20 protein-coding genes and 1 pseudogene are annotated in these 21,955 nt (G+C 65.0%); 6 read left to right on the top strand and 15 right to left on the bottom strand.

The features are described from left to right. The 3 genes and pseudogenes from ACGHJ7_RS12805 to ACGHJ7_RS12795 all read left to right on the top strand — a co-directional run. Positions 1 to 435, top strand: a pseudogene (locus ACGHJ7_RS12805) (hypothetical protein); the annotation flags it as partial. A gap of 40 nt (positions 436 to 475) precedes the next feature. Next, positions 476 to 2,443: an excinuclease ABC subunit UvrC gene (gene uvrC / locus ACGHJ7_RS12800; protein WP_390478326.1), complete on the top strand. Its 1,968-nt coding sequence runs from the start codon at positions 476 to 478 to the stop codon at positions 2,441 to 2,443. Between the two features lie 83 nt (positions 2,444 to 2,526). Continuing rightward, positions 2,527 to 4,863, top strand: coding sequence for an EAL domain-containing protein (locus tag ACGHJ7_RS12795; RefSeq protein WP_390478323.1), 2,337 nt, complete (start codon positions 2,527 to 2,529; stop codon positions 4,861 to 4,863). Positions 4,864 to 5,170: 307 nt separating this feature from the next. Here the strand turns inward: ACGHJ7_RS12795 and ACGHJ7_RS12790 are convergent, their stop codons facing one another. The 8 genes from ACGHJ7_RS12790 to hisG form a co-directional block, all read right to left on the bottom strand. After that, complete coding sequence (locus ACGHJ7_RS12790) at positions 5,171 to 6,094, bottom strand: acyl-CoA thioesterase (protein WP_390478320.1); 924 nt, start codon at positions 6,092 to 6,094, stop codon at positions 5,171 to 5,173. Between the two features lie 49 nt (positions 6,095 to 6,143). Then, positions 6,144 to 7,010 (bottom strand): transcriptional regulator, encoded by an 867-nt coding sequence (locus ACGHJ7_RS12785; RefSeq protein WP_390478343.1) that lies wholly within the window; start codon positions 7,008 to 7,010, stop codon positions 6,144 to 6,146. Between the two features lie 32 nt (positions 7,011 to 7,042). Beyond that, positions 7,043 to 8,221 carry a GNAT family N-acetyltransferase gene (locus tag ACGHJ7_RS12780; protein ID WP_390478317.1) on the bottom strand — a complete coding sequence of 393 codons (1,179 nt, stop codon included), beginning with the start codon at positions 8,219 to 8,221 and terminating at the stop codon, positions 7,043 to 7,045. A gap of 169 nt (positions 8,222 to 8,390) precedes the next feature. Beyond that, entirely contained in the window at positions 8,391 to 10,550 is a 2,160-nt protein-coding gene (locus ACGHJ7_RS12775; RefSeq protein ID WP_390478314.1) for a sodium-translocating pyrophosphatase, read from the bottom strand. 158 nt (positions 10,551 to 10,708) lie between these two features. Then, on the bottom strand, positions 10,709 to 11,581 hold the full coding sequence (thiL, locus tag ACGHJ7_RS12770) for a thiamine-phosphate kinase (protein WP_390478341.1): 873 nt from the start codon (positions 11,579 to 11,581) through the stop codon (positions 10,709 to 10,711). Then, positions 11,578 to 12,030 (bottom strand): transcription antitermination factor NusB, encoded by a 453-nt coding sequence (gene nusB, locus ACGHJ7_RS12765; RefSeq protein ID WP_390478311.1) that lies wholly within the window; start codon positions 12,028 to 12,030, stop codon positions 11,578 to 11,580. Before nusB ends, thiL begins: the two co-directional genes overlap by 4 nt. Next, the gene (gene hisD / locus ACGHJ7_RS12760; RefSeq protein ID WP_390478308.1) at positions 12,027 to 13,316 is read right to left on the bottom strand and encodes a histidinol dehydrogenase; all 1,290 of its coding nucleotides are present in this window, start codon (positions 13,314 to 13,316) and stop codon (positions 12,027 to 12,029) included. The genes nusB and hisD overlap by 4 nt, the downstream gene beginning before the upstream one ends. After that, a complete protein-coding gene (hisG, locus tag ACGHJ7_RS12755) occupies positions 13,316 to 13,978 on the bottom strand; it encodes an ATP phosphoribosyltransferase (protein ID WP_390478305.1) in 663 nt (220 codons plus the stop codon). The genes hisD and hisG overlap by 1 nt, the downstream gene beginning before the upstream one ends. A gap of 41 nt (positions 13,979 to 14,019) precedes the next feature. Here hisG and ACGHJ7_RS12750 point away from each other — a divergent pair, with 41 nt between their 5' ends. Further along, complete coding sequence (locus ACGHJ7_RS12750) at positions 14,020 to 15,144, top strand: DUF2332 domain-containing protein (protein ID WP_390478302.1); 1,125 nt, start codon at positions 14,020 to 14,022, stop codon at positions 15,142 to 15,144. On the opposite strand, the gene ACGHJ7_RS12745 is transcribed toward ACGHJ7_RS12750, so the two are convergent. From ACGHJ7_RS12745 to ACGHJ7_RS12730, 4 genes are read right to left on the bottom strand one after another with little or no spacing between them, the layout of a single operon-like run. Beyond that, the gene (locus ACGHJ7_RS12745; RefSeq protein WP_390478299.1) at positions 15,141 to 16,040 is read right to left on the bottom strand and encodes an alpha/beta fold hydrolase; all 900 of its coding nucleotides are present in this window, start codon (positions 16,038 to 16,040) and stop codon (positions 15,141 to 15,143) included. The two genes, ACGHJ7_RS12750 and ACGHJ7_RS12745, sit on opposite strands and share 4 nt — an antisense overlap. Then, positions 16,040 to 16,879, bottom strand: coding sequence for an SDR family NAD(P)-dependent oxidoreductase (locus tag ACGHJ7_RS12740; RefSeq protein ID WP_390478296.1), 840 nt, complete (start codon positions 16,877 to 16,879; stop codon positions 16,040 to 16,042). The genes ACGHJ7_RS12745 and ACGHJ7_RS12740 overlap by 1 nt, the downstream gene beginning before the upstream one ends. A 21-nt stretch (positions 16,880 to 16,900) precedes the next feature. Next, positions 16,901 to 17,800, bottom strand: a complete 900-nt coding sequence (locus tag ACGHJ7_RS12735) for a pirin family protein (protein ID WP_390478294.1) — start codon at positions 17,798 to 17,800, stop codon at positions 16,901 to 16,903. Then, positions 17,797 to 18,069, bottom strand: coding sequence for a BolA family protein (locus tag ACGHJ7_RS12730; RefSeq protein WP_390478338.1), 273 nt, complete (start codon positions 18,067 to 18,069; stop codon positions 17,797 to 17,799). Before ACGHJ7_RS12730 ends, ACGHJ7_RS12735 begins: the two co-directional genes overlap by 4 nt. 68 nt (positions 18,070 to 18,137) lie before the next feature. On the opposite strand from ACGHJ7_RS12730, the gene ACGHJ7_RS12725 reads away from it, so the two are divergent. Beyond that, positions 18,138 to 18,746, top strand: a complete 609-nt coding sequence (locus ACGHJ7_RS12725) for a DnaJ domain-containing protein (protein ID WP_390478335.1) — start codon at positions 18,138 to 18,140, stop codon at positions 18,744 to 18,746. A 3-nt stretch (positions 18,747 to 18,749) separates the two neighbouring features. Here the strand turns inward: ACGHJ7_RS12725 and ACGHJ7_RS12720 are convergent, their stop codons facing one another. The 3 genes from ACGHJ7_RS12720 to ACGHJ7_RS12710 all read right to left on the bottom strand — a co-directional run bounded on the left by ACGHJ7_RS12720 (position 18,750) and on the right by ACGHJ7_RS12710 (position 20,863). Further along, positions 18,750 to 19,253 (bottom strand): hypothetical protein, encoded by a 504-nt coding sequence (locus tag ACGHJ7_RS12720; RefSeq protein WP_390478291.1) that lies wholly within the window; start codon positions 19,251 to 19,253, stop codon positions 18,750 to 18,752. 141 nt (positions 19,254 to 19,394) lie between these two features. Beyond that, the gene (locus tag ACGHJ7_RS12715; RefSeq protein ID WP_390478289.1) at positions 19,395 to 19,760 is read right to left on the bottom strand and encodes a DUF1428 domain-containing protein; all 366 of its coding nucleotides are present in this window, start codon (positions 19,758 to 19,760) and stop codon (positions 19,395 to 19,397) included. 254 nt (positions 19,761 to 20,014) lie between these two features. Continuing rightward, positions 20,015 to 20,863: an oxygenase MpaB family protein gene (locus ACGHJ7_RS12710; RefSeq protein ID WP_390478286.1), complete on the bottom strand. Its 849-nt coding sequence runs from the start codon at positions 20,861 to 20,863 to the stop codon at positions 20,015 to 20,017. A 95-nt stretch (positions 20,864 to 20,958) separates the two neighbouring features. Here ACGHJ7_RS12710 and cobS point away from each other — a divergent pair, with 95 nt between their 5' ends. Next, positions 20,959 to 21,954 carry a cobaltochelatase subunit CobS gene (gene cobS, locus ACGHJ7_RS12705; protein ID WP_390478283.1) on the top strand — a complete coding sequence of 332 codons (996 nt, stop codon included), beginning with the start codon at positions 20,959 to 20,961 and terminating at the stop codon, positions 21,952 to 21,954. The last annotated feature ends 1 nt before the right edge of the window (position 21,955 follow it).

Here is a 21,955-nt window from a genome sequence, read left to right as displayed (position 1 = left end):
GAAAACACGATCCTGGTGGCAGAGGGCGGACCGGTCCTCGACCAGCTGGACGGGGACGCGACCTCCACCTTCGGCCTGCCGCGTCACAGCACCACGCTGGAAGGCGGTTTGTTCCTCGACGGGATCGGTGTCCGCGCCTCGGCCAGCTATCTCGGATCGACCCGCCTTTCGGGCAGCGGCCTGCCGGGCAGCAGCGACCTGTTCATCGACGACCTCGCGACGCTTGATCTGAGGCTGTTCATGAACTTGGGCGAAGTCATCGGGCCGGACGAGGGCCTGCTGAAAGACCTGAGGCTCAGCCTGCGGGCGGACAATGTCTTCGATGGCCGGCGGGCCGTGCGCGACGGGAACGGCGAGGTTCCTCTGCGCTTCCAGCCCCTGCTGATCGATCCGATCGGGCGCTTCCTCGGCGTGGAACTGCGCAAGCTGTTCTAGCGATTGAGAAACCGGGCACCGCCGCCTATCTGCTGCCGTGATGGTGAATGAGAAGTCCGGCAGACCGCACGATCCGCGTGGGCAGGAGCGTTTCAATGAGGAACGCGCCGCCTACACGGTCGCCTCTGCCCAGCCGGATCTCGAAGCCGGGGTGAATGCCATCCGCGAGACCGTCAGGACGCTGAAGGCGCGTCCCGGCGTGTATCGCATGCTGGATAGCCGGGGCGACGTCCTCTACGTCGGCAAGGCGCGCAGCCTGAAGGCGCGGGTGGCGAATTACACGCAGGTCGCCGGGCTCACCAACCGCCTGCAGCGCATGGTCAGCCAGTGCCGCGCGATGGAAATCGTCACGACCAATTCGGAAGCCGAGGCGCTGCTGCTGGAAGCGCAGTTCATCAAGCGCTTCCGCCCGCCGTTCAACGTGCTGCTGCGCGACGACAAGAGCTTCCCCTTCATCCTGCTGCGCGAGGATCACGATTTCCCGCGCATCATGAAACATCGCGGCGCGCGCAGGGCGAAGGGCAGCTATTACGGGCCATTCGCCAGCGCAGGCAGCGTGAACACGACGATCAACGCGCTGCAGAAGCTGTTCCTGCTCAGGAGCTGTACGGACAGTTTCTTCGCCAATCGCGACCGGCCCTGCCTGCTCTACCAGATCAAGCGATGCAGTGCCCCTTGCGTGGGCCGCATCGACGAGGCGGGTTACGGCGAACTGCTGAAGGAAGCGAAGGACTTCCTCGGCGGCAAATCGGGTGCAGTGCAGTCGAAGATCGAGAAGCAGATGGCGAAGGCAGCGGAGGATCTCGATTTCGAGACGGCCGCCATCCTGCGCGATCGCCTGCGCGCCGCCACCTTCATCCAGGGTTCGCAAGCGGTGAACGCCTCTGGCGTGGGCGATGCCGACGTCTTCGCGCTGGCGCACAAGAACGGGCAAATCGCGGTGCAGGCATTCTTCGTTCGCGGGGGCCAGAACTGGGGCCACCGCGCCTTCTTCCCGCGCAACATCGCCGGCGAGGGGGAAGGGGCGGTTCTGTCCGCGGTGCTCCTGCAATTCTACGAGGAAGTGCCCCCGCCGCGCACCCTGCTGGTCGACCGTGAATTGCCGGAACGGGAATTGATCGCAGAAGCGCTGGCCGAAAAAGCCGGTCACAAGATCGCGATCTCCATTCCCCAGCGCGGGGACCGGCGGCGACTGATGGAACAGGCCCAGCGCAATGCGGTGGAGGCGCTGGACCGGCGGCTGGCGGAAAGCGGGACGCAGGCCAAGCTCAACCGCGACCTGGCGGAGTTTCTCGAACTGGCCGAACCGCCCCAGCGGATAGAGGTCTACGACAACAGCCATATCCAGGGCGCGAAGGCCGTGGGTGCGATGGTGGTCGCGGGTCCGGAAGGCTTCGAGAAGGGCCAGTACCGCAAGTTCAACATCAAGTCGGCGCAGACGAACGACGATTTCGGCATGATGCGCGAGGTCATGGCGCGCCGCTTCCGCAAGCTGGCGGAAGATGCACCGGACGGAGAGGCGCCGGGCAGGAAGAACAGTCACGAGACGATCTGGCCCGACCTGCTGCTGATCGACGGGGGTAAGGGCCAGATGTCGAGCGTGATGGGCGTGCTGGAGGAACTGGGCATTGCCGAGCGGGTGCCGGTCATCGCTATCGCGAAGGGGCCGGACCACGGGCGCGAGGGGCGCGAGGTGTTCCATTTCCCCGACGGACGGGAAAAGACTCTGCCGGTCAATTCGCCGCTGCTGTATCACCTGCAACGGCTGCGCGACGAAGTGCATCGCTACGTTATCGGGGCTCACAGGGCCAAGCGCAGCCGCGCGATCACCGCCTCTCCGCTCGACGAAATTCCCGGTATCGGCCCGGCGCGAAAGCGTGCGCTGCTTCTTCACTTCGGCACTGCGGGCAAGGTGCGCGCCGCCGCGCTGGAGGACCTGCAGAGGGCGCCCGGCGTCAGCGAGGCGGTGGCGCGGACGGTCTACGATTTCTACCACGCGGGCGACTAGGCCGCGCTGCCTCCGGCTTTCGGTGGTTAGCTACGGATTAATAAAAACGCGCATGGCAACCTGATCTTTACATCCTGAGCCCTATGGCCGGATTTGTAATGGAGCGGGTCACTCCCAACTGGTTCCGCCGGGTCCTGACTTCGGCGAGGACGCATCACGCAGCGATAGCCATCGCCGTGGCTGCGGTTGCGGCTGCGATCAGCCTCTTGCGTCCGCTCGATATTGCGGTGTGGACATTCCAGTCCAAAATGTTTTCGCACGAACCGAGCGGCGAGATCGTTTATGTAAGCGATGAAAGCGGCGCAGAAGCCGAGACTGCGGCGGAACGCAACGCCCGTTTGGCCAGCCTTCTCGACAGCCTGGCAGAACAAGGTGCAGGACAGGTTGTTTTGACGCAACCAGTCACGCGGAGCCGGTCTCTGCTTTCGGACATCAAGCTGCGAGAATCGATCCGAACGCTGGGCGATCACCTGGTCCTGACCCATACGGTGCGCGAGGATTTTGGCGCCGATATGTATCTGCGGCCGAACGATGTGTTCTTCTCGCACGGAATTCGGTCGGTCAGCAGCGATATGCAGGATGACTTCATGCAATTCGTATGGGTCATCGAACCCAGCTACGAACGGCTCGGCACAAGTGATCCCGCTTTGTGGACTGCTCTTTCTCCGGGTGCGGAATCAGCTCCCGTGTTCGTCGATTACAGTATCGACTGGAAACAGATTCCGACGTCTGATGTACGAAGCCTCGTAGCCAGTACCACCGACGCGAATATTCGCGGCAAGACCTTTGTAGTGGGTTCATTGGCCGGGGAAGGCATTCAGGCAAAGATACCGGGCTATGGCCCCGTGCCTGCTCCGTTGATCCATATCCTGGCCGCCGAAACCAGCATTCGCGGCTCGGGCCACCTGATTTCCGGGATGACAATGGTGGCAGCGTTCGGTGCAGTACTGCTTGTCGGTCTGCACCTGCTTTCAGCCGGCCGACGCCGCAGGATCTTTTATGCCTGCTGGGTCGCAAGCTTCGGCGTCGTGATCGTACTCTCCGCCGAATTCGGATTGCGTGTGGAGATTGCGGATGCTTTCCTCATCCCGCTGGTATTCGGTTTCCTGCGCGCGAAGGCGAACTTTAAACGCCGGCATTTCTACACGGACGAGAAAAGCAGGTTGCCCAACTTCATGGCACTGCGGCGCGACCTCGGCGACGAGGGTGCGCGTGACGACTATGCCATGGTCATCGCCAAGATCACGCGGCTCGAGGCCATCTTCGCATCGCTCGTTCCCGCAGAACAGAAGCGCTATCTGCGCCAGGTTGCCTCACGCCTGAGTCTCGGCGACGAGAATACCTCGGTCTATTACGACGGCGGCAAGTATTTCGGCTTCGTCCTGCCGCTTGCGCGCTACGACGATCTGGAAGCGCATCTCGATGGATTGCGCGCCGTGGTATCGCAGGCAATCCTGTTGTCGGATCGCCCCGTCGACGTGTCCTTGACCATCGGCGTCGACTGCTCGCTCGACAAGCCGCTCCATGCGCGCATCAGCTCTGCCATTGCGGCTGCCGACCAGGCACGAGAGGCCTATCGCCCCGTATTCATCATCACCGATTTCGAGGCCGATAGCGAGCAATGGGATTATTCCCTGCAGGCGCGGCTGGAAACGGCCCTCAGCGAGGACCGGATTTCCATCAAACTGCAGCCCAAGGCAGAGCTGGAAACCGGACGGATCGTCGGCGCTGAGGCGCTGGCCCGGTGGGTCGACCAGGAAAAGGGCGAGATTTCGCCCGCCCAGTTCGTTCCGCAGTGCGAACGTGCAGGGCGTCTCGACGACCTGACCCGCCGGGTGATGTTGCGGAGCATGCAGGCATCGCACGATTTGGCAGTGCGGGAATTGCCGTCGCAGGTCTCGATCAATGTCTCGGCCGTCCAACTGGTCGATAACCGGATCGTCGAGATCGTTCATCGCGCCCTGAACGAGTCTTCGGTGAACCCCTGCGATATCACGATCGAGATTACGGAGACGGCCAGGATCGAGGATTTCGACCGTGCGGGCGCGATCATGCTGCAATTGGCAGAGGAGGGGCTTCGCTTCTCCATCGACGATTTCGGCGTTGCCAGCGCGAATCTCGATGCATTGTTCCGACTGCCCTTCAATGAGCTGAAGCTGGACCAGATGTTCGTGCGCGAGATCGGCCGTTCGAACCTCGCAGGTTCTATCGTCGCCAACACCATCTCTCTCGCCCGCGATGCCGGTCTCTCGACGGTGGCCGAAGGTATCGAGGACGAATCGACCTTCGTATCGTTAAGAAATCTGGGCTGCGAATACGGTCAGGGTTACTATCTGGGTCGACCGCAAACCATTCCGCTGTTCAGGGAAACCCTTATTTTGCAAGGGGATATGGAGGATCGCCAGAGATCGTTTGGTTAATGCTTTACTAATCGTAAACCTTAAGATATTCCTACTGGTCCAAACCATTAAGGGGATATTTTATGTTCCGTTCGATCTGGGACTGGCTTTTCGGCAACTGAGCCGATCCAGCAATTCAAGAAAAAAGGCTCCGTTGACGGAGCCTTTTTTTGTTTCAGGGCCAGTTTGGCGCGTTTGCGGTAGGGCGGATAGGCTCGCCGCACGCGCATATGTTGCTGCTTTCTTGAAGAGCGGCAGGGCACTAGCCCGAGGTGACGCAATACCGCTCGGCTATCAGGTTTGAGGCCCTCGTCGGGCGGCGATCACATCACCCCTCGGGCGCCTTCTTTCGACGACGCATCATGCCTTCCTGCGCTACGCTGGCGACGAGGTTTCCGTCCCGGTCGAAGATGCGGCCGCGGTTGAAGCCGCGTCCGCTGCCGCTCCACGGGGCGTCGGTGGCGTAGAGCAGCCATTCGTCGGCCCGGGCCTCGCGGTGGAACCAGATCGCGTGGTCGAGGCTGGCGCCGACCAGTTCGCCGCGCATCCAGCTTAAGCCATGCGGCAGGGCGCTCGTACCGAGCAGGGTGTAATCGCTGGCATAAGCGATGACGGCGCGGTGGATGGCGGGGTCGTCGGCGATCGGGGGAAGGGTTCCGGCGGTCTTGAACCAGCTATGCGCGCGCGGCTCCTTGGGTTCCGCGTTCATCCAGTGCAGCTTGTCCGTCGTGCGCATTTCGATGGGGCGGGGGCGCAGCATGATCTTGCGCGTTTCTTCCGGCATATTGCCCTTGTCCGCGAAATACCGCCGCATCTCCATGTCGGATTTGAGATCCTCGGGCGGGGCGACGTCGGGCATCGCGCTGTCCTGGTGCGCCATGCCTTCCTCCGGCCGCTGGAAGCTGGCGGTGAGGTTCAGGATCGGCTTGCCGTTCTGCGAGGCGACCGCGCGCCTGTTGGCAAAGCTGCGACCTTCGAAATCGCGGGCCGTGGCGTGGTCGATATCGACACCTTCTTCGCCGCCGCGCAGGAAGTAGGCATGCAGGCTGTGCGCGTGCTTTCCGTCGCCGACGGTAGCCTGTGCGGCCTGCAGCGCCTGCGCAATGACCTGCCCGCCGAATACGCGGCCGAAACCGTCTTTCTGCTGCCGCCCCCGGAAGCTGTCCTCGCCCTTGCGCTCCACCGTCAGGAGACGGACCAGGCCGTCTGTCAGCTGCTGGGGATCGGGCGTCTCGTCGCTATTGTCACTCATCGCAACCGCTCATGTGACGCGGTCGCTGTATCGTCAAGACACGCGCCTTTCAGCCGCCGAGGCCAAGTCGCCGGGCTGCGCGGTACGCGAGCGCTTTCCCCCGGTTTGTGGCAGGCCAGCGGCCGGGTGCGGAGGGTTCGAGCCCCGCGCGGCGCGCCAACCGGTTGAACCCGCGCGCATCGGCCTCTGCAAAGCTCCAGTCGCTGCGCCAGGTGATCGAAAGCGAGATCGAGCTTTCGGGGCCGTTGCGCACGAAATGCGGCGCCATCACGGGCACGAACAGGGCTTCTCCGGCAGTGATGGGATAGTCGGTGCCGCCCGGTGCCAGCGCGTCGCTCCACGGCAATTCGCGCGCTCCGCCTGAATGATAGCTTTCGTGCACCGTATCGGGCGCATAGGCCGCGTCGCCCGCGGGAAACTGGGTCATCACCTTTCTGCCGACCAGTTGCAGAAGGATGTTGTGCTCGGGATCAAAATGGTAGGGCGTAACCGCATCGGGGCTGGAGATGAAGACGAAGCCCTGCGGCCGCAGCATCTCGCCTGTCTTTGCCTCGATCGACGGTTTGAGTTCGCCCAGCAGGCGCAGCAGCAGGGCACGATAGGCCGGGGCCTGTTCGATATTCTTCAGGACCGCCCAGCTATTGCTGGTGGCGATATGGCGAATGGTTTCGGCGATCGAGAGGCCGTTGCTACCGGGCTTGCCGTCCACGCCGATCGGCAGATCGCCGCGATTGTATTCGATGCTGCCTGCAGGGAGAGCCTGCGCCAGCTTCGCCAGCGCGTCCAGCGTCAGCAGGTCGTGCCGTTCGAGCGAATGGCGCAGGACATGCGGCGTTTCGGGATAATTCGCGGCGAAGGCATCGCGAGAGGACGGGGGGAAGACGGCTTGCGGCAGCGCCTCTGCGTCGCCCGCCATATCGAAGGCGGCTGTGCCCGTTGCATGGTCCATCATGACGTCCTTTCCAGAGCCGCGCTGCGGCTCCCGGTTTCGAGCTTGCGGGGAAACTGCCGCGTTTCGGCGGCGAGGAAGGCGCGGGCGGCCTGTCGCCGCAGCATTCCGCCGAGACCGATGGAAACGCGCAGGATCGTGCGTTTCTCGCGCCAGATACGTTCGATCATCGGATGCCCTTCGGAGGCGCAGCTATCGCACCATTCGATGTCGCTACGCTCCAGCAGGTCGAGGTTCTCGCGCTGCAGCAACACGCCCGGGCTGAAGCGCGCATAGGCCTCGTCATAGGCCGTCTTGAAGCTGAAAACGCCCGGGGCCGCGACAAGGTTTGCCAGCATTGCGATGGGCGCGCCGTCGAGCGTCAGTGTCAATCGTTCGAGGCGGCCCAGACCGGCCGCGTTCTTCATCGCCTCGCGGAAGAAACGCTCGGTTTCGGGGGCACTGGCGAGCGCGCTGCCTTCGTCGCCTTTCCAGCCCTTCTTCTCCAGCGCCAGGAATTGATCGGACCACTGTGAGATGCTGCGTTCATCCGTCTCGCGGGAGAAGTGGAGCGTGCCTTCCTCGCCCAGGCGGCGTGCCTGGCGTCGCAGTTCCTTGCGCTTCTTGCCGCTCATCGACTGGTCGAAATAGGCAGCAGGGGCGAGGTCCGAACTGAGCAGGGCGCGCTCTTCGCGCATGACGACGGCAGAGGGCCGGTTATGCCGGTCCGCGGCGCGCGCAAGCGCGGCGTAGAGCGGGCCGTCTTCGGGCAAGCCTGCCAGGTGGAGGAACAGCGCGCTGGCAGAGGCTGCGTCGGCCCAGTCCAGCAACGCCTGCCAGAACGCATCCTCGCGTCCCTGCAACACCAGCGGCGCGCCGCAAAAGGCATTGGCGTGAAGCCATGTGCGGTAATGCGGCACGGGATAGCCGTAATAATCCCCGCTATGGACGACGGGCAGCAAGCCGATCAGACGGTCCGCCTCGTAGATGCAGGCAATGCGAACGCTGTCGCCGGGGGCAAACGCACCCAGCGCAGGGAGCAGCGCCCAGCGTTCGAAGAAGGGGTTGGGCAGGGCGCTGCCCTGCGCCAATTGGTCCCACCGCGCGGCAGGCAGGTCCGGATCGCCGCGCCGCAGCAGGGCGACCCGGATGCCTGTATCGTGACTGTCCGCGTGTGCGGATCGTGCGCTGCTTGCCACCGTTAACCCTCTTGCACGGCACACGTCTGTGCCGCCTGCCGGGATGTAGCGGGCGCTCTATTAAGAATGTTTAACTGCGGGGGCGTGTGTCCGGGATCGATACACAAGGCCCCGCCCGGGTTAACGCCGGGCGGGGCCATGCTTTTCTTCCCCCGAGGGAAGCGTTCGATCAGTTCGCGGCGAGGGCTGCCAGCAGCAGCAGGGCCACGATATTCGTGATCTTGATCATCGGGTTGACGGCCGGACCTGCGGTATCCTTGTAAGGATCGCCGACCGTGTCGCCGGTCACCGCGGCCTTGTGCGCTTCGGAGCCCTTGCCGCCGTGATTGCCGTCCTCGATATATTTCTTCGCATTGTCCCATGCGCCGCCGCCGGCGGTCATGGACAGGGCGACGAAGATACCGCCGACGATTACGCCCAGCAGCAGCGCGCCCAGCGCTGCGAAGCCGTTCGCTTGGCCTGCAACCAGTGTGATCGCGAAATAGACCGCGATCGGCGCCAGGACAGGCAGCATGGACGGCAGGATCATTTCCCTGATCGCCGCCTTCGTCACGAGGTCGACCGTCCGGGCGTAGTCGGGACGGCTGGTCCCTTCCATGATACCGGCATCGTTCGCAAACTGGTCGCGCACGTCGACCACCACGTCGCCCGCGGCACGGCCCACGGCGGTCATGCCCATTGCGCCGAACAGGTAGGGCAGCAATGCGCCCAGCAGCAGGCCCACGATGACGTAGGGGTTTTCCAGGCTGAAGCTGACATCGACTTCGGGGAAGAACTCCTCCAGGTCGGCCGTATAGGCACTGAACAGCACCAGCGCGGCCAGCCCGGCAGAACCGATGGCATAGCCCTTGGTCACGGCCTTGGTCGTGTTGCCCACGGCGTCCAGCGCATCGGTCTTGTCACGCACCGACTGGTCCAGTTCCGACATTTCGGCGATGCCGCCTGCATTGTCGGTCACCGGGCCGTAGGCGTCGAGCGCCACGACCATGCCCGCCAGCGCCAGCATCGACGTGGCGGCGAAGGCGATGCCCATCAGGCCCGCTAGCTGGTACGTCACGATGATGCCGACCACGATCACCAGCGTGGGCAGGGCGGTCGATTCCAGCGAAATCGCGAGGCCCTGAATCACGTTCGTGCCGTGGCCGGTTTCCGACGACTTGGCGATCGAGCGGACCGGACGGTATTCCGTGCCGGTGTAGTACTCGGTGATCCAGATGATCAGCCCGGTCACTGCCAGGCCCACCATCATCGACCAGAACAGGTCCATGCCGGTGAAGCTGGCGACGGTCGCCTCAGCCGTTTCGGTCGTGAAGCCGGTCTCGCCCGCCAGCGGAGCGCCGCCGATGGGCGCGTTCATGTCGCCCAGCACGAAGGCGGTGGCGAAATAGATTGCCGGGATCGACAGGACGGCGGTTGTGATGAACCCCTTGTAAAGAGCGCCCATGATGTTCTGCGACTTGCCCAGGCGCACCAGGTACGTGCCGATAATCGAGGTCACGATGCACACCCCGCCGACCAGCAGCGGCAGGCTCATCAGCGCGTTGAGCTGGTCCGCGGCAAGGCCGGTGAACAGCAGAGCGGTCAGCACCATGGTGGCGCCGACGGTCACGACATAGGTTTCGAACAGGTCGGCAGCCATGCCGGCGCAGTCGCCGACATTGTCGCCCACATTGTCGGCGATGGTGGCCGGGTTGCGCGGATCGTCCTCCGGGATGCCTGCCTCGACCTTGCCGACCAGGTCGGCACCGACATCGGCGGCCTTGGTGAAGATGCCTCCGCCAAGACGTGCGAAAATGGAGATGAGCGAGGCGCCGAAGGCGAGGCCGACCAGCGCGTCGATAATCTCGCGCTTTTCATCCAGCGCGGTCAGGTCCAGCCCCATCGGGCCGACCAGCACGTAATAGAAGCCCGCAATCGCCAGCAGGGCGAGGCCTGCGACCAGCATCCCGGTGACCGCGCCTGCACGGAACGCGACGGTCAGGCCGTGCTGCAGGCCCGACTGCGCGGCGGCAGCGGTGCGGACATTGGCGCGCACGGAGATATTCATCCCGATGAACCCGGCCACGCCCGACAGGATCGCCCCGACGATGAAGCCGATGGTCAGGACCGGTCCGAGGAACAGGAAGACGATGACCGCAACGGCCAGTCCGACGATACCGATGGTGGTGTACTGGCGGCGAAGATAGGCCTGCGCGCCTTCCTGGATGGCACCGGCAATCTGCTGCATCTTCTCGTTCCCGGCCCCTGCGCCAAGAACCTGTCTGCTGGTAATGATGCCGTAGACGACGGCAAGCAAACCCAGCAGGATCGCTATGATAATTGTGTTCACGTGATGGCCCCTCTCCGAACCTTGTGTTCTTTTTATGTGGCCGGCCCTGGTTCTTTTGCGGGTCCGGTCCGCGAAAAGGTATAAACACTGGTCGAAGGCGCGCAAGCCTGCTGCGCCGTAGTGTCAACCGCGGCGAAATCCGTGTCTCCGGCAGGTTTCTAGTGCGCGTAGCCGAGGCCCGATGCATCGGTAACGGCCAGCCCGTCGAGGATGAGCGGCGTCTCGCCTTCCTCGACCGTGCCGACCGGAACTGCGCCCGCCGGCAGGGCTGCGGTCAGGGGCGCGGTGAAGAGCAGCTGGTAATCATCGCCCCAGCGCAAGGCATCGGCGCGGCGGTCTTCGGGCACAGCGATCGGCACCTCTTCCGATGCGATGACCAGCGTCACACCGCTGGCCGTTGCCAGACGCCAGCTGTCGAGCAGCAGACCGTCGGACACGTCCATCATCGCGGTGACATGGGGTGCAAGCGCGAGGCCCTGTTCCAGCAGCGGCATCGGGCGGCGGAATGCGGCGGTGTCGCCCTGCGTCCCGGCGCGCAGGGCCTCGAACCCGGCCATCGCCGCGCCAACCGGGCCGGTCAGGAACAGCGTATCGCCCGGCTGCGCGCCCGACCGAGAGGGGACGGGCGTATGCACCGCGCGCCCGATGGCCGTCAGGCCCAGCGTCCGGTCACCGCCATCGCCCTTTACCGTGTCGCCGCCCAGCAGGGGGCAGCCAAAGGTCAGCATGGCTTCGCCCAGGCCATGCAGGAAGCGGTCGTCGTCCCGGCCCAGCGTGTGGGACAGCATCAGGCCGACAGGCTCCGCCCCCTTGGCCGCAAGGTCGGACAGATTGGTGGCGACCAGTTTCCAGGCGACGTCGGCCATGTCCTGCGAAGGCAGCCAGTGGACGCCTTCGACCATGCTGTCATGGGTCAGCACCAGCGTTTCGCCGCCGATTTCCAGCACGGCGGCATCGTCTGCCAGACCCCGCGCGCCCCGGTGGAGGGGCAGGCGGCGCAGCGCCTCGATGAAGGCAAGCTCGCCCGTCAGGCGCGCACGTCCTTCGCCACGCCGTCGAGCAGGCCGTTCACGAATTTCGCCTCGCGGTCGTCAAAGAAGGCCTTGGCCACGTCGACATATTCGCTGATCGCCGCGCCGACCGGAATGTCCGCCCGGGCCAGCAGTTCGTATGTCCCGCAGCGCAGGATCTGCAGCATCGCCTTGTCCAGCCGCTTGAGCGACCAGCCGCTGGCCAGCCGGGCCTCGATCGCTGCGTCGATTTCCCCGCGGCGGGCATCGACGCCCTTCACGATGTCATCGAAGAAATCGGTTTCCGCCTCGGCATATTGCTCGTCCTCGACCTCCTGCCCCAGCCGGTGCTGGTGGAATTCGTTAAGCAGCTTGGGCAGGGGCGTGCCTTCCATGTCCTTCTGGTAAAGGGCCTGGACGGCGGCGAGGCGTGCGGCGGAGCGCGCGACAGATCGTTTGGGAGAGTTCATTTGAGGCGCATCTCTATAGATGCGGCATGGGCAGGCAAGCCCTCCGCATGGGCCAGGCGAACAGCGGCAGGGCCGAGCGCGGCCAGCCCGTCTGCGCCCATCGCGATGAAGCTGGTGCGCTTCATGAAATCGAGGACCGAGAGCCCGCTGGCAAAGCGTGCGCGGCGACCGGTCGGCAGGACATGGTTCGGCCCCGCAACGTAATCGCCGATGGCTTCGGGCACGTGGCGGCCGAGGAAGACGCTGCCTGCATGGCGCAGGCCCCTCATCAGCGCGTCCGGATCGTCCACCGCCAGCTCCACGTGTTCCGCGGCAAGGCGATTGGCGAGGGGAAGGGCGTCTTCCAGCGTATCGACGACGATCAGGGCGCCGTTGGCATCCCAGCTCTGCCGGGCCGTCTTGCCGGTCGCCAGCGCGGCGCATTGCAGGTCGACCTGGTCCTCCACCATGGCGGCGAAGGCGGCATCGTCGGTGATCAGGATGGACTGGCTGGTCGGGTCGTGTTCGGCCTGGCTCAGCAGGTCGGCTGCAATCCATGCCGGATCGTTCTTCGCATCGGCAATGACCAGGATCTCGCTCGGCCCGGCAACCATGTCGATGCCGACCGTGCCGTAAAGCTGGCGCTTCGCCTCCGCGACCCAGGCATTGCCGGGGCCGGTGATGACATCGACCGGCGCGATGCGGTCCGTGCCGTGGGCCAGCGCGGCAATGGCCTGCGCCCCGCCGATGCGCCATATCTCGTCCACGCCCGCAATGTGCGCGGCTGCCAGGACCAGCGGATTGACCTCGCCCTTCGGTGTGGGGGTGACCACCGCCAGACGCCCGACGCCCGCGACCTTTGCAGGGATGGCGTTCATCAGCAGCGAAGAGGGATAGGCCGCGCGTCCGCCCGGCACATACAGGCCCGCGGCATCCACCGGCAGCCACTTCGCGCCCAGCCGCACACCCGCGTCGTCGGTATAGTCGCGATCCTCGGGCAGTTGCGCCTCGTGATAGGCGCGGATGCGGTCCGCCGCCAGGTGCAGCGCATCGCGCAATTCGCCGTCCAGCCCGGCATGCGCTTCCTCGCACCGGTCGGCCGAGATCGTCCAGTCGCCATCGCCGCCGAGGCCGTGGCCGTCGAAACGCTGCGTATATTCGACCAGCGCGCGGTCGCCCTGCGCCCTGACGCGGGCGATGATGTCGGATACGTCGCGGCCGACATCCTGCGCGGTGTCGCGGCGGGCATTGACCAGCCGGTCGAACCGCTCTGCAAAATTGGGATCGCTGGTGGAAATGTGTCGCATCAGGCTGCCTTCTGCCGGTCTTCGGCATCGGCCCGGAACGCCTCGACCAGCGCGGCGACGCGGGCATCGGTCTTCAGCGCCGCACGGTTGACGATCAGGCGCGCACTGATGTCGAGAATGCGTTCACGTTCGACCAGCCCGTTTTCCTTCAGCGTACGGCCGGTGGAAACCAGGTCGACGATGCGCCCGGCAAGGCCCAGCGACGGGGCAATTTCCATCGCGCCGTTCAGCTTAACGCATTCGGCCTGGATGCCCTGCGCCTCGAAGAAACGGCGGGTCAGGTTGGGATATTTGGTCGCGATCCGCAGGTGGCTGGCTCCGCGCGCGCTCATGTCCATATCGGCAGGCTCCGCCACGGCGAGATGGCAGTGACCGATGTCGAGATCGACCGGCGCATAGAGGTCGGAATAGTCGAATTCCTCGATCACGTCGGAGCCGACAATGCCCATCTGTGCTGCGCCATGCGCGACGAAGGTCGCCACGTCGAAGGCCCGCACGCGAATGAGCGACATGTCGTCCCGCGTGGTGGCGAAGGTCAGGCTGCGGTTGCCCTTGTCGTGGAATGCGTCCTCCGGCACGACACCCGAACGCGCCATGACCGGCAGCGCTTCGTCGAGGATACGGCCCTTGGGCACGGCGAAGGTAAGCGGCGTTTGCGACATGGCGCGCGAGATAGGGACCGGAGGCTGAAAGGGCAATCGCGATGATGGCAGATGGGCAGGATTCGGGCGAAAGGGGCGGCGGCGGTAAAGCAGCCTCCGGCAATCCGGGGGCGGTGATGGAAATCGCATCCATCCCGCTGGCGATCGAGTGGCAGTCGCGCCACTGCGAGGAGGCTGGCGCGCCGGGCACCGCCATGGTGGTCCGTGCCCTGCTGGCGCTGGAAGACAGCGAGGCAGCGACCGCCCGGCGCATTTTCGGCTGGCAGGGCCTGACGCTGAAGGACGCGCTGCCGCTGCGGATCAATGGCGGCCTGCACAACCTTGTCCTGTCGGGCGAGGATACGCGGCTGGCCGCGGTCTATGGCGGACAGGTGCGCGATCAGGCCCATGCCGATGCGCTGGTGCGCGAATTGGTGGAAACCTACGACACGCGGCTGCTGCCGTGGCTGGACGGGCCGCCGCAGACCAACGAGGCCGGGCGCTCGGCCAGCCTGATGGCAGGCCTGCTATGGCTGGCGGAGCTTGTGTGCCCCCGCTTCGAGATGCTCGAAATCGGGTCCAGTGCAGGCATCAACACCATGATGGACCGCTATTTCTTCGATCTGGGCGGCCGCACGGTCGGCCCGGCAGGCAGTCCGATGCGGATAGGGCCCGAATGGAAAGGCGAGGCGCCGCCCGCGACGTCGCCCGAGATCGTGTCGATCAGGGGATGCGACATCGCGCCCGTCGACCTGACCGACGAAGAGGCGGCCCTGCGTCTGAAGAGCTATGTCTGGCCCGAGGCGTCGGAGCGGATGCACCGGATCGATGCAGCGCGGGAACTGGCGATGGAGAGCCCGCCCGATATTGCGCGGCTCGATGCTGCCGGGTTCGTGACGCAGGCGCTCGGGCACGACCAGGCGGAGGGGACCACGCGGGTGCTGTTCCATTCAATCGTCTGGCAATATGTCCCCGATTTCCAGCAGGATGCCGTGATCGAGGCGATGGAGGAGGCAGCCGCATCCGCCTCGCCCGGGCGTCCGCTGGCGTGGCTCTCGCTCGAGACCAACCGGAAAACTTTCGCGCACGAACTGGTCGCCCGGTACTGGGACGGAGCCGCAAAGGGCGAGCCGCATTTGCTCGCCAGCGCCCACCCGCATGGTGCGTGGGTGGAGTGGCTGGCCTAGCGCGAGAGGAAGTCCTCCATCGCTTCGTTGACCGCTTGCGGCGCCTCCCACGGGATGAAGTGCCCGCAGCCTGGCACCTCCACCACGGTCAGGTCGTCGATGACCTCGTCCAGCCCCTGAAGGTTCTCCGGCGGTAGCGCCCCATCGTCCAGCGCCCAGATGACGAGGGTGGGGATGGAAAGGTCCGGCAGGGCGGGCGGCGTCCAGTCCGCCGGGATTTCGAACGGCGCGTCCATCGGCGGCACGACGATCGGGCTGGCGCGGTAGTAATTGATCATGCCGACGGCGGCGTCGCGATCCTCGTAATCGCGCATCAACGCGTCGTGTTCTGCCTGCTCCATCGCGTCGGACCGGCCCCAGGTCACTTCCTGTTCCAGAATGCCGGGAATGCCCTTCTCGCGGATCAGGGCGTCGTTCGCGGGATCGCGGAAGCCGCGGATATACTGGCTGGCCTCGCGCTGGCCGGGATGGGTGTACAGCAGCCTCTGGAAGACCAGCGGATGCGGCGCGTTGGCGATGATGGCCCGCGTCACGCGCGACCCCTGTCCGCCCAGCGCCACGCCCCACGCAATCGCACCGCCCCAGTCGTGGCCGACGATGGTGAAGGTCTCCACGCCCAGCGCATCGGCCAGCTGGAAGATGTCGCCGATCAGCTTGTCGGGCGTATAGGACGCCGCGTCCTGCGGTTTCGACGACCCGCGATACCCGCGCTGGTCGGGCGCAATGCAGCGATAGCGGTCGCGGAAGTGCGCGATCTGGTGGCGCCAGGTCCGGTGGCTTTCGGGAAAGCCGTGGAGGAAGATCAGCGTGTCGGCGTCGTCCTGCCCCGGCGGAGGGCCGGTATCGACGACGTCCAGTTCGATCCCGTTCGCCAGCCGGACGCGAACCTGCTCCATCACTCGCTGGCCTCCATCTTCTCCATGTAGCCGTCGGCGACCATGCCTGCGACCTGGTCGAACAGCTGGTCGGGCGTGCGCCGAAGCTCGCCCATCGCTTCTTCCATGCCGCGCGCCACGATGATTTCGCGCTGGTTGAGGGCGACGGCGTCGAGCATGGTCGCGGCCGCCTCGTCCGCGGGGATGCCGTTGTCGATTACCTTGTCGCTCTTATCGCGCTTCGCCCCGTCGCCCTTCAGCGCGTTGCGGCTGACATCGGTGGCGACCGAGCCGGGGTAGATGACATGGACACCGATGCCGTCCTGCGACAGCTCTGCACGCAGGGCATCGGCATAGCCGGCAAGACCGAACTTCGCCGCGCAATAGGCCGTGCGCATCGGCACGCCGACCTTGCCTGCAATGCTGGAAATGAACAGCAGGCGGCCCGATTTGCGCTGCGTCATGTGCGGCAACAGCGCCTGCGTCGCGGCGATCTGGGACGTCAGGTCGATATCGATGATGTCGCGGTAGACCTGCATATCCGTCTTCGCCGCGCGGCTGCGCTGCGACACGCCCGCATTGGCGACGAAACCGTCGATCCCGCCCGAGCTGTCCGCCGCCGATTCTCCGGCCCAATCCGTGGCCTTGCCGGTCGCCTGCAGCATCGCGTCGTGGTCGCGCACGTCGAAGGGGAGGGTGAGCGTCTGGGTAGCGATTTCGCTCGCCACGCCGGCCAGCCGGTCCTCGTCGCGGCCCGACAGGATGACCCGCGCACCGCGTGCGCCCAGTTCGCGGGCCAGCGCGGCGCCGATGCCGCTGGATGCGCCGGTAATCCACCAGCATTCGTTTTCGTAAGCCATGGTCTCTCCCTGATCGTGATGTCAGGGATAGGTGACCGTCTTCGGCACGTCGGGCAAGGGGATGCGTTCTTCCCGGTCGCCCGGCACCTCGGGAAAGCGGCCGTTTCGCCAGTCGTCCTTCGCCTGCTCGATCCGCTCCTTGCTCGACGATACGAAGTTCCACCACGCGGTGCGCCTGGTTGCAAAAGCCTCGCCGCCCAGCAGTACGACCCGTGCACCCTCGGCAGAGGACAGGGTCATCGCCATGCCGGGTTTCAGCACGGTCAGCTGGTAGGGCTCCAGCGCAATCCCGTCGATTTTCGCATCGCCGCCCACGACCATGACCGCGCGCTCGTCCGCCTCGGCTTCGACCGGGATACGGCCACCGGGGCCCAGCACGATTTCGGCATAGATCGTATCGGCATAAGTCGTCGTGGCAGCGCGTTCGCCCCACAGGCTGCCCATCACGACGGTCGCGCGGGCAGAGCCGTCATCGACCACCGGCAGGTCCTTCACCGCCTCGAACGCTGGATCGATTTCCTCGCGCCCGTCGGGCAGGGCAAGCCAGGTCTGCATCCCGTAAAGTTGCGGTCCTGCCTCGCGTTCTTCCTGCGGGCTGCGTTCCGAATGCACGATTCCCCGGCCTGCCGTCATCAGGTTCACCTGCCCCGGGCGAATGGTGCTGAACGTGCCCAGCGAATCGCGGTGGTCGATCGCGCCCTGGAACAGCCATGTGACGGTCGCCAGGTTGATATGCGGGTGCGGGCGCACGTCCATCCCGTCCCCGATGGCGAGCGATCCGGGCCCGAACTGGTCGACGAAGATGAAGGGCCCGACCATGCTGCGCGCCTTCGACGGCAGCGCGCGCCGCACCTCGAACGCGCCCAGATCGTGGGTCGTCGGCGTGATGACCTGTTCGACCGCTTCCTCCAGCCGGCTCATGGCGTGGGCGCGCTGGCCTGGATGGCGAGAGCGTGGACCCGTTCGCCGGGGATGTCCCCTAGCGCCTTGTTCACGGCGCGCTGGCGCTCCACGCGGTTCATGTCGGCAAAGGCGGGGGCCTCTATCACCACGGTGAAATGCGATTCCCCGCTGCCGTCATCGCCCGAATGGCCGGCGTGGCTGGCACTGTCGTTGATGACTTCCAGCCGCGTGGGCGAGAACGCTTCCATCAGCAGCTTTTCCATTTCCTGTTGCACCTGGCCTGCCATGACGATCCTTTCGCGTTTTGCGGTCCGGGGGGTTTTCACCCGGCCTTGCATACCCCATCCTAATGGCGATGCGCAGTGCAAGGTTCCATGGACGATACGAGGATACTGGCCACACGTGCGAGCACCCGACCTGCCAGGAAGCAGGCGAGTTCCGCGCGCCCGGGGCCAGCGGCAACAGCTTCGACGGACCCGGCCAGTGGCGCTGGTTCTGTCTCGATCACGTGCGCGAATTCAATGCAGGTTATGACTGGTTCGAAGGGATGAGCGCGGACGAAATCCTGGCCGCGCAGTCGCCCGCATCCGGCTGGCGCACGGAAAGCCGCGCCTTTCGCGGAGGGCCGGGCAGCCTTGGTGCCGGGGTCGACGGAATGCCGCGCTGGTCCGATTACGACGATCCGCTGGATGCCATCGGCGCGCGTGCCGCCGGGATCAAGAGCCGTGCCCGGCGCGAGGCGGAAATGGCCATGGACGGGCGGTTCAGCCCGGACGAGGCCAAGGCGCTGGAGGTCATGGGGCTGGGCCTCGAAACCGATCGCCGCCGCCTTCGTCGCCGCTATTCCGAACTGGTCCGCCGGTATCATCCAGACCGCAATGGCGGCGACCGGAAGTTCGAGAAACGCCTCAACCGCGTAGTCGATGCCTACCAGTTGCTGCGAAAATCACGCGCTATCGGCTGACCGTCAGACGGCATCGCCCGGCGTGATATGGGCGATGACCCGGCGCAAAGTTATGTACATCAGCACGACCGTGGCCCCGGCCAGTCCGATGACGGTCACGGTCCCGATGAACAGCGCTTCGTAAAGAGTCTCGAACCATTGGCGGGGCAGGTCCTCGAACTCGCCGACCGGAAAGACGAACGCCAGCAGCAGGAACAGGCTACCGAGCAGGCTGGCGGTCGCGAGACGGGCGATCAGGTCGACGTCGCGATAGGCCTGGTCGCTGAAGTCGTGGTCCATCCGCCGGATCATGCCGATCAGCGTCAGCATCAACGCAAGGATCGTGGTGGAGCCGCCGGCAATGGCCGAGGCTAGATACAGTCCCGCACGCGACAGGGCATCCAGCAGCACGATCGCCTCCGCCGCGGAATAGACCGTGCCGATGGCGCTCCGTGCGAAGTAACCGGCAGCGGCGATAATGAAGAAGGTCGCGATGGGCCAGGCGTGGCATTTGATAAATTGCAGCATCGCCTGACCTAGCCTTAGGTCGGTAGATCGTTCCGCCCTGTCTGCCTAACCCTTGTTAAGTCGGAGTTGGCAGACATCGGTCCTGCACGCTGCTGCCTCAGTGCCCGTGCATCCTTGCAGGGTTTCAGGCGGGCGGGGCCGTCATGCCAGCTTGCCGTCCGTGTCGAAGATCGGCTGGAAGCCGGAGAAGATCATGCGCTTGCCGTCCATCGGCATCTCGCCCAGCGCTTCGAACCGCTCGTCGCTTTCCATCTTTGCATAGGCCGCGTCGCGGGCGGCCTTGTCGGGATATTCCATCCAAGAAAACACCACCGTCTCGCCGTCCTTCGCATCGACGGCGCGGTAGAAATCGGTCTGCTTGCCGCGCATCAGGTCGTCGCCCCAGCATTCGACCATGCGCGTCACGCCGATATCCTTGAACAGCGGTGCGGACTTGCGGGTGAATTCGAGATAGTCCTCTTTCCTGTCGGCCGGAACGGGGGCGAGAAATCCTTCGATATACGGCATGCCATGGTCCTCCATCGTTTTCCTACACGCGCCTTTTGTGCCAGCACGTCCGGTCGATGGAAAGCTATCACGATTCGCGTCGGTTTACCTGTTTGCTGACGGGGCCAGCGCGATTTTCCCTCGCTCCCCGCGCGAAGTGTCAACTTCGTGTTTTCAAGGACTATCGCTTCGTTTCAGGGACTTGTCTGACAAACCTGCGAAGAGGGAGAGATTTGCACTGTCGCCTTCGTCAACTTCGCAGCTTTCGGGCAGGGCTATTGGCGGAAGGCCCAGCGCAGCGTCCTTCCCACGCCCCATGTCGCCGCACGGGCGGGGATGCCGCCGATGCCGGGACGCTCCAGCCCGAGCATCGACCGGGCGAAGGCGGGCAGGGTGGCGGTCGCTTCCGACACAAGCGCTTTCTGCAAGGCGGCTGGCGCGCCCTCGGGCTTGATCTCGCTCACGAAGCGGGCAACCTCGCGAGCCTCGGGCGAGGTGGTCAGGTCCGCTCGCAGCTCGCGGAAGATGGCCTCGGCCTCGCGCTGGTCCAGCGGGACCGGATCGGCACCCAGCGCGCGGGCGATGATGGCGAACTGGCGGTAATATTCGTCCCGCTCGCCATGCGGCATGTCGGGCCGGACATGGCGGACATAGGCGGCAAGGAAGCTGGTCGCCTCCGCCACGTGGACCCAGGCCAGCGTGCGCGGGTCGGTCGCGGAATAGGGGGTGCCGCCGGGCAGGGTGCCGTTAACGTGGCGGTGGATGCGGTTGACCCGCTCGATCGCCTCTTTCGCGCGGTCGCGGTGGCCGAAAGTTGTGGTGGAAATGAAGCTCGCCGTGCGCCGCAGCCGTCCGTGCATGTCGGTGCGGAAATTGGAATGGTCAAGCACGCCCTGCAGCGCATGGGGGTGCAGCATCTGCAGGAACAGGCCGCGAATGCCGCCGACCATCATGCCCACGACATCGGCATGGACCATGCGGATCGGGCTGTCCTTCTCGAACAGGGCATGGTCGCTGGGCGGTTCGGGCTGCACCAGGTCGGGCCGCTCGTGGAAAACCGCGCGAACGCGGCCCACCAGCTGGCGTCGCAGGAATTCGGACGGGGAGGGCGGCGATGGCGGCATTGCGCGGTAAATATAGGGACTTGTCAGCAGGGAACAAAATGTCGCCCTTGGTCCCGCTTGCAGGGGAGGGTTCGCGCGGCTAACCGCTGGCAGCAATGAACGACATGACCGAAAAAACCTTCGAAGCCCGCGACAAGACCCTGATGGCCGCGCCCGACACCACCGTCGACGTGCGCGAAACCTTCGGGGTGGATATCGACTGGCAGGTCCCCGCCTTCTCGAAAGCGGACGACCGCGTGCCGGATCTCGACGAAAGCTACGTGTTCGACCCGGATACCACGCTGGCCATCCTTGCCGGGTTTGCCCACGACCGCCGCGTGATGGTCCAGGGCTATCACGGCACGGGCAAGTCGACGCATATCGAACAGGTTGCAGCGCGGCTCAACTGGCCCTGCATTCGCATCAACCTGGACGCGCATATCAGCCGCATCGACCTGATCGGGCGCGATGCCATCGTGCTGCGCGACGGTTTGCAGGTGACGGAGTTTCGCGAAGGCCTGCTGCCATGGGCCCTGCAGCATCCCGTGGCTCTGGTGTTCGACGAATACGATGCGGGCCGACCCGACGTGATGTTCGTGATCCAGCGCGTGCTGGAACAGCAGGGCAAGCTGACGCTGCTCGACCAGAACCGCGTGATCCGCCCCGATCCGAATTTCCGTATGTTCGCGACCTCGAACACGGTCGGCCTGGGCGATACCAGCGGGCTGTATCACGGCACGCAGCAGATCAACCAGGGCCAGATGGACCGCTGGAACATCGTGGTCGGGCTGAACTACCTGCCTGCCGAGGTGGAGCAGGACATCGTCGCCGCGAAGAACCCCGATACCGATCCCAAGCTGCTGGCCGACATGATCAAGGTCGCGGACCTGTCGCGGCAGGGGTTCATGAACGGCGACATCTCCACCGTGATGAGCCCGCGTACGGTCATCACCTGGGCGCAGAATGCCGCCATCTTCAAGGATACGGGCTTCGCCTTCCGCTTGAGCTTCCTCAACAAGTGCGACGAGGCGGAACGGATGCTGGTGGCGGAATACTACCAGCGCGTGTTCGGCGAGGAATTGCCCGAGAGCGTGGTTTCCAGCGCGAACTGAC

Source organism: Altererythrobacter sp. MTPC7, assembly GCF_042851395.1.
Taxonomy (GTDB): Bacteria; Pseudomonadota; Alphaproteobacteria; order Sphingomonadales; family Sphingomonadaceae; genus CAJXSN01.
Note: the sequence above shows the minus strand (reverse complement) of the source record. Positions and strands in the feature narration are given on the sequence as shown.